This is a genomic window from Streptomyces diastatochromogenes (assembly GCF_002242805.1).
In the GTDB taxonomy this organism is placed as follows: domain Bacteria; phylum Actinomycetota; class Actinomycetes; order Streptomycetales; family Streptomycetaceae; genus Streptomyces; species Streptomyces diastatochromogenes.
Genome location: NZ_MCGQ01000120.1, coordinates 1 through 6,636, shown reverse-complemented (window position 1 = coordinate 6,636; position 6,636 = coordinate 1). Strand labels below are relative to the sequence as shown.

Below are 6,636 nucleotides of genomic sequence, written 5' to 3'. Positions count from 1 at the left end.
GTCGCCAACCGCCGAGCGGGGTTGACGACGACGGAGCGGACGGCGAGCGAGACGGCATCGGCGAAGATCCGGCGGGTGCTGCCCAAGCACATCGCCCGCAGGCTCGACACACTCCTGGAGGCCGTCGCTTTCACGGATCAGCCCAGTGATCTCGACACCCCGGACGCTGAGGTCCTGCTCGCCATCGCCGATGCGGTGCGCCATCGCCGACCGGTCTCGATCCGCTACACCGACCGCGACGGACGGCGCAGCGAACGCACGCTGCACGCGTACGGGATCGTCGCCCACGCGGGCCGGTGGTACGTCACGGGCCAGGACGCCCGGATCGGCGAGGACCGAACCTTCCGGCTCGATCGCATCGCAGACGCACGAACCCTGCCCGGCTCATTCGAAGCGCCCGCGGGTCCCGATCCGGCGCATCGCCTGTTGTCAGCCTTCTCCACGGCCGAGTACCGGCACGAGGTGACCTTGCGGATCCACGGCACGGTTGAGCAGATCCGCGCCCACCTTCCCGCCAGCGTCGCGGGCCTGGAGGAGTACGCGCCCATGACAGGCGAGGACCGGGCGACCGAGCGCTGGCTGCGCGTCGAGCTGCGGGCGGAGCGGCTCGATTGGTTGCCTCCGGTACTCGCCTCACTCGACCGGCCGTTCGTCATCGAGCGCCCCGCTGAACTGCACGAACTCGTCATCGCGCTCGCCGATCGCCTCGCGTCCTACGCCCGCCAAGCCTGACCGCGAGGAACCAATGTCATGAGGTGACACAGCTAGGGCCCGACACCCCCGCCCGCCGAGCGCGCCGCTCTGGTCGCTGGTTACCTGCCCTGAGCCGCCGATCACGCGGGCCATACCGATGGGATGCGGGCCTACGTGTTGGGTTCAGGCCGCCACGTCCTCCGCCGGCTCTGGTTCCGGGTGCCGGGCCTTGGTCCGTACGGCGGCCTCCACGTCGTAGCGGGGCTTGCTTTCGTCCCCGGCGTGCTGCTCCGGCGACCACGGTTGAGCCGTGGGCCGGCCGTAGGTGTCCTTCAGCTCCCGTACCCGGCCATGCGCCTCGTCGACCGCTTTCTGTATCTCCACGAGATCATCGAATGTGTGTGCCGCGTTCATGGATCCTATGTCGCTCGCTGTGGGCCACGGCGCCGCTGACCAGCTCGTCGCACGCTCATTTGTTCTCGGATGCGGTCTCGCCTTGGGCCGTCCATGTACGAAGGGCATGCTCCTGGCCGCTCGTCTCCTTGATGAGCTGGATCACCACGGTCGGCTTCTGGCTGTAGCGCCCGGCCCACGTCGTGTACCGCTCCTCGGCGGTGTCGGGTCGGGGGTGAGGAGCATGGTGTGAAGGGGAGCGGGCGGGACTTGCGAACCGCACTGTCATCTCCAGCAGCGGCAAAAGCAATGGCGCAGGGTGAACTCCTCATGCATCCTGATGGGTTGCCCACACAGGAGGTCGTAGCCGTGGCAGAGATCCGCTCGCTGGAGGAGCTGCAGACGCCGGACACCGCAGCGCTCGTCTTCACCCCGCTCGGGCTGGGCGGCGCGATGCCGGCCGAAAGGTCAGCCGAGTTCCTACAACGGCTGGTCGCGGACTGCGAGCTTGCTTCGGACGTGGCGGAGGGGACGCGCCGGGAGTTCGATCGGCTTCAGCGTCTTTTCGCCTATGGCCTGCTCGACTATGACGTCTTCACCATCGTCGACGACCGCGCCTTGCTGGTGATGGAGCAGGCGCTGCGCGAGCGGTTCGTTCTGTGGTGCGCTGGTGCGGTCACGTTCGAGGACGCCAACGGCTTGGAGTCTCCAGCAACCGAGGACGTGCGCAGCTACGACGATGTGCTCGCCGCGGTACGGAAGGTGGGCAGGAGGAGCCGGCGGAGACCGCGACAGCAGCCCTCGCCGCAGTGGCAGTTGAAGGTCGGCAGCACGCTGATCGAGTTCAACGGGATGCTCGCCGGGCTGCGGACCTGGGCGCGAGCGGCTGGCCTTCTGCGTGGTCAGCGCACGCGTGGCATCGAGCATGCGATGTCGAAGTTGCGCAATGCTGTCGCACACCCGACCGGTTACCACCGCACGACGCCTGTGGAGACAGCACGGACGCTGCACGACCTGGCAGAGTTGATCAATCAGCTGTGGGGACGCCCGACCCCTGGCGGGCGCCTGTATCCCGCCCCGGTGGAACGCGACATCGTCGTCATGGCCTGGAACGACGAGGGAAGTGTCCACATGGCCCAGGCCGATGCTCTGCGCGACAACACCGATGCCGACGGGTACCTCTACCTCCTGATCCGCAGCGCTTCTCGCCCCGGCAGCCGGTACGAGGACGCTCACTGGGCAGCGTTCGACGCCCGGTTCGAGACAACGCAGTTCCCCGCGGAGTACCTCTGGGGGCCCGGAAGCCGCAGCAACGCCCTGGCCTGGCTAGATGCAGAGCAACCGAAGGGGGATACCGTCGACTACGTCGACCGCGTCTTCATGCTCCGCGAGCACGACGGCCAGCTGTACCCGCCGATGCACCCGGAAGTGGCCGCCGGCCTCACCGAAGAAGAGCGACACGGCACCTGGCACACGGTGCGGGCCGACTTCCCCCAACACGCCTTCACCCACGTACGGGGCCTCAACGGCAGCCCCAATGCGCACGCCCGAACCGGCGACTGCAGAAACTGCCCCGCTCATCATCTCGGCAGCGGCAGCCACGAACAGGCCTTGCGGGCCGCCGAAGACGCCATCGGCGTCGTCACCCCCCGGCGGCCGCCCGCCGTTCGTATCCCTGACTCGTTCTTCTGGCCACACAGATTCTGAAGATCATGGGAGCTGATGGGAGGGTCGGCGGCCGCCGACCCTCATACAGCGCACCCATGCACTTCGAACAGAGGTAGGTGGAGGGGCAGCCCTCGGCCCAGGGCGCGGGGTGCCGGGGCCGCCCGAGCCTTGCCGTCCTGTCACGCAAGGCACTACGACGCTAGATGATCGATTCCAAGAGGTTGAGTGGTCGTGGGTGGTCAGTGCGTGCATGACCGGCTGGCCGCGCATGAGCCTGGCTCCGCTCGTCAGGCCTCCTTGGGATCGATCATCTAGGCTGGCGTGGTGACTGATGGGCAGGAGCGGGTGCGGCCGTCGGGTGTGTGGGCCACGGCGGTGGGGGTGGCCAGGGTGCGGGCGTTGGAGACCGAGCGGGAGGACGCGCTGTTCCGCGATCCACTGGCTAAGGCCTTCGCCACCGCCGGTGGCCTGGGGCCCTCCTCGTCGCCGCTGCCCGGTGACGAGGCCGCGCGACGCCGTCGGCTGGGTGTGGCGTTCTCCATCGTCATCAGGACGAGGTTCCTCGACGATCTGTTGCAGCAGGCTTCCGCGTCCGGGGTTCGGCAGGTTGTGCTGCTCGGCGCCGGTATGGACAGCCGGGCCTTTCGGATGGACTGGCCCGGGGGCACCCGGCTGTTCGAGGTCGACACTGCCGCGCCGCTGGACTTCAAGGCTTTGGTGCTGCGTCAGGAGCGGGCCGTCGCACGCTGTGAGCGGATCACCGTCGCGGTGGATCTGCGTGAGGACTGGCCGGGCGCGCTGGCCGCCGCGGGGCATGACCCGGCCGTGCCGACCGTGTGGATCGCCGAAGGACTGCTGATCTATCTGCCCGAGGACGCGGTGGAGCTGCTGCTGGGCCGGATCAGCGCGCAGTCGGCGGCAGGCAGTCGGATGGGGCTGACGTTGGGCTCGCGCGGAGTGATCGAGCGCTTCGGCGCGGACGCTGTGCCGGGATCGGCGGCGTCCATGTGGGTCTCGGAGATGCCCGACGACCCGGTGGGCTGGCTGGCCGGGTACGGCTGGGAGGCCAGCAGCCACACCCTGCGCGAGCGCGCTGCCGCCTACGGCCGCCCGATCAGCACCCCGCCGCAGCGCGAGGAGGGGCCCGGCGGACTGATCTCGGCGGTCCGCCGGTAGAGCGCCTCCCGGTTCCCTAGATGATCGATTACAAGGGGGCCTGACGAGTGGAGCCAGGTTCATGCGCGGCCAGCCGGTCATGCACGCACTGACCGCCTACGACCACTAAACCCCTTGGATTCGATCATCTAGGGACTGTCTCTCAGACCTGGCTGTGAGATCGTCGTACTCGTGATCGAGTCTTGGGTGGTCGATGGCAGTAGCGGTGTGCCTGTATCGTCCGAGGCGGCAATTGAGGTCCTGCGGGAGCGGATCGAGGGCGGCTGCCTTGAGACATGGCTTGCTAGTTCGTCCGGCCGGTCGTTGGCATTCGTGACGAACGCCAAGCGGGCGATGGTGATCCTGCTCGACAGGGAGGACGATCCCGGCAAGCACGCCGTGGAGCCAGGAGCCCTGGGATCGAGCGCGGGGTTCATCCTCTCCAACGGGCAGCATGACGAGTACCCGAATGAGGACACCGTGCCGATCGGCGAAGCGTTCAGAATCGTCGACCACATCATCAGCCGTGGCTCCTGGCCCCCGGACGTGCAGTGGGTGACCGATCGCTGACCCGAGTTATCGCCGGACCCAGATGAGGATGGCGGCGAGGTGGAGTGCGGCCTGGTAGGCGATGGCGAGCTTGTCTGTTCGCATGGCCAGGCCGCGCCGCTGCTTGAGTCTGCTGATGCATCGCTCAACGGTGTTCCGCTGCTTGCATGCCTCGGCGTCGAAACCGGGCGGACGGCCTCCGGCGCGGCCCCCTTCAGGCGGTGACCGACCCGGTCAGCGGGCTGGGGAATGACCGCCTGGATGCCGCCTCGGCGCAGGTGCCCCTCGGATTGCACGGGACGAATACGCGCGATCCGCGAGGACGGCGACGCACCATCGCGCAACTGCCCTCGTATGCACCAGACTTGAACCCGGTCGAGGGTATCTGGTTGCTCTTACGGCGCGGCCCGCCGACCAACACCGCCTTCACCGCCTTCACCGCCTTCACCGACGATGAGCACCTCGAACGCAGCCTCCGCCGGGGCCTGCGCCAGATCCAGCTACGGCCCAACCTCATCGACGGCTGCCTCACCGGCACCGGACTCACACTCACTGAGTTCCCTGGGGCTGTTGCTTGTGGCGGCGTCGATGATCGTCCAGAGGCCGCTGCCCGCACTGCTGGCCGCGATGAGTTTGAAGGCGTCCTCCATTACGGGGCCGTAGATGGAGGCGTGGCGGGTGGGCCGTGCCGATGTCGACGTGGTCGTGGGCGTCGCTGTGCGTCAGAGGACGTCATGAGAAGTGCACGTCACTCAGATCGATGCTCACCATGACGTGATCGTGGTCGGGATGTCCGTCGGGCCCGCGCAGATACGCGCGACGCCTGGTCGGGAACTTGATGCCGTCCGCTTCCTCGATGTCGGTGACGTACTGGGCGGCCGCGAAGCCGCCGGCGATGTCCACGTGGTAGTCGTGCCGTCTGAGCAGAAGGTCGTCCCCGAAGTAGAAGTCCTGGACCGTGCTGTGGCTTGCGATGTCGTCCGGGAATGTGACCCGGAGACGACGCCAGCGCTCGGCCGGCGATTCGGTCCATGGTTCCTTTTCCTCGACGGCCATGCCGTCCATGATCATGAAGAACGGTGTGGTCAGGTACGTCCACAGCGCGTAGCCGTTGAAGTAAGCGCGGTCCAGCGGATCCCAGGGGGTGTCCAGGACATGCCCCGCGAACGACTTGCGCGGGTCGAGACGTTCGGCCACGACCGTGCCGTCGCTCCGTATGATCGCTGTACGGCCAGGCGTGAAGTCGGTGTGCTGATCGGGGGAGCCGAAGGGGCTCACCGCCGCGCGCTCCTCGTGCAAACTGAGTGTCATGCGGCGTGGCTGGAGGTCCTGAGGCAGGCCCTTGGACGCGAAGAGTTCGCCGTCGCTGACGATGGTGGCCGTCGCCGTCGTCAACTGCTCCCACCGCTTCGTGCCGCCGTGAGCCTCGAGAATGTCCGAGAGCAGGCCGCTCACTCCTTCTCCTCAACACGTTGGTACCGGAGGCTGCGGTGCGTACCTGTTTCGAAGAGGACCCCCGGAACCGGGACCGCGTGGGTGGCCCAGACTCGGACCCGCTGCGCTCCGTCTGTGTCGAACGTGGGGCGTCCGTGCCCGCAAAGTCTAGGCTTGGGCGGTGCCAAGGGCCTTGCGCAAGAACGCTGTTGCCTGGTCGATGGCTCCGCGGGCGGCTTTGGACTGACTCAGCGAGTTGAGCAGCATGAAGTCATGCACCGTGCCGTCGTAGCGCACTGTGGTCACCGGAACGCCCGCTGCTCGGAGCTTGGAGGCGTACGCCTCGCCCTCATCGCGCAACACGTCGGCCTCGTCGACGATCAGCAAGGCGGGCGGCAGACCGGAGAGCTGCTCGATGGTGGCCCGGTTGGGAGACGCGGTGATCTCAGCGCGTTGGTCCGGGTCGGTCGTGTAAGCGTCCCAGAACCATTCCATCAGCTTGCGGCTCAGGTAGTACCCGGTGGCGAACTGATCGTAGGAACCGGTGTTCATGGCCGCATCCGTGACCGGGTAGTACATCGACTGCTGTATGAACCTGACGTCACCGCGCTCCTTGGCCATGAGGGCGAGTGCGGCGGTCATGTTCCCGCCGACCGATTCCCCGGCTACCGCCATGCGCTGTGCATCCAAACCCTTGGACGCTCCCTCGCGGACGATCCACTGCGCGGTGGCGTAGCCCTGCTC

General features: G+C 67.4%; 7 protein-coding genes and 2 pseudogenes. 5 read left to right on the top strand and 4 right to left on the bottom strand.

Annotation, left to right across the window (positions count from 1 at the left end):
- A partial coding sequence (locus BEK98_RS46715; protein WP_094222892.1) for a helix-turn-helix transcriptional regulator occupies positions 1-732 on the top strand: 732 nt, incomplete at its 5' end.
- Between the two features lie 144 nt (positions 733-876).
- On the opposite strand, the gene BEK98_RS46710 is transcribed toward BEK98_RS46715, so the two are convergent.
- A complete protein-coding gene (locus BEK98_RS46710) occupies positions 877-1,077 on the bottom strand; it encodes a hypothetical protein (protein ID WP_244202308.1) in 201 nt (66 codons plus the stop codon).
- A gap of 378 nt (positions 1,078-1,455) precedes the next feature.
- Here BEK98_RS46710 and BEK98_RS46700 point away from each other — a divergent pair, with 378 nt between their 5' ends.
- The 3 genes from BEK98_RS46700 (at position 1,456) to BEK98_RS46690 (ending at position 4,479) form a co-directional block, all read left to right on the top strand.
- On the top strand, positions 1,456-2,793 hold the full coding sequence (locus BEK98_RS46700; RefSeq protein WP_244202307.1) for a hypothetical protein: 1,338 nt from the start codon (positions 1,456-1,458) through the stop codon (positions 2,791-2,793).
- A 321-nt stretch (positions 2,794-3,114) separates the two neighbouring features.
- Positions 3,115-3,930, top strand: coding sequence for a class I SAM-dependent methyltransferase (locus BEK98_RS46695; protein WP_167444459.1), 816 nt, complete (start codon positions 3,115-3,117; stop codon positions 3,928-3,930).
- A 171-nt stretch (positions 3,931-4,101) separates the two neighbouring features.
- On the top strand, positions 4,102-4,479 hold the full coding sequence (locus tag BEK98_RS46690; protein ID WP_094222887.1) for a hypothetical protein: 378 nt from the start codon (positions 4,102-4,104) through the stop codon (positions 4,477-4,479).
- A gap of 6 nt (positions 4,480-4,485) precedes the next feature.
- Here BEK98_RS46690 and BEK98_RS46685 read toward each other — a convergent pair.
- Positions 4,486-4,785 (bottom strand): annotated as a pseudogene (locus tag BEK98_RS46685) (transposase); the annotation flags it as partial.
- A 5-nt stretch (positions 4,786-4,790) separates the two neighbouring features.
- On the opposite strand from BEK98_RS46685, the pseudogene BEK98_RS50655 reads away from it, so the two are divergent.
- A pseudogene (locus tag BEK98_RS50655) lies at positions 4,791-5,012 on the top strand (IS630 family transposase); the annotation flags it as partial.
- 178 nt (positions 5,013-5,190) lie between these two features.
- Here BEK98_RS50655 and BEK98_RS46675 read toward each other — a convergent pair.
- Positions 5,191-5,913: a hypothetical protein gene (locus BEK98_RS46675; RefSeq protein WP_094222886.1), complete on the bottom strand. Its 723-nt coding sequence runs from the start codon at positions 5,911-5,913 to the stop codon at positions 5,191-5,193.
- A 147-nt stretch (positions 5,914-6,060) separates the two neighbouring features.
- The coding region (locus tag BEK98_RS46670) for an alpha/beta hydrolase (protein WP_143684275.1) at positions 6,061-6,636 on the bottom strand (576 nt) is incomplete at its 5' end.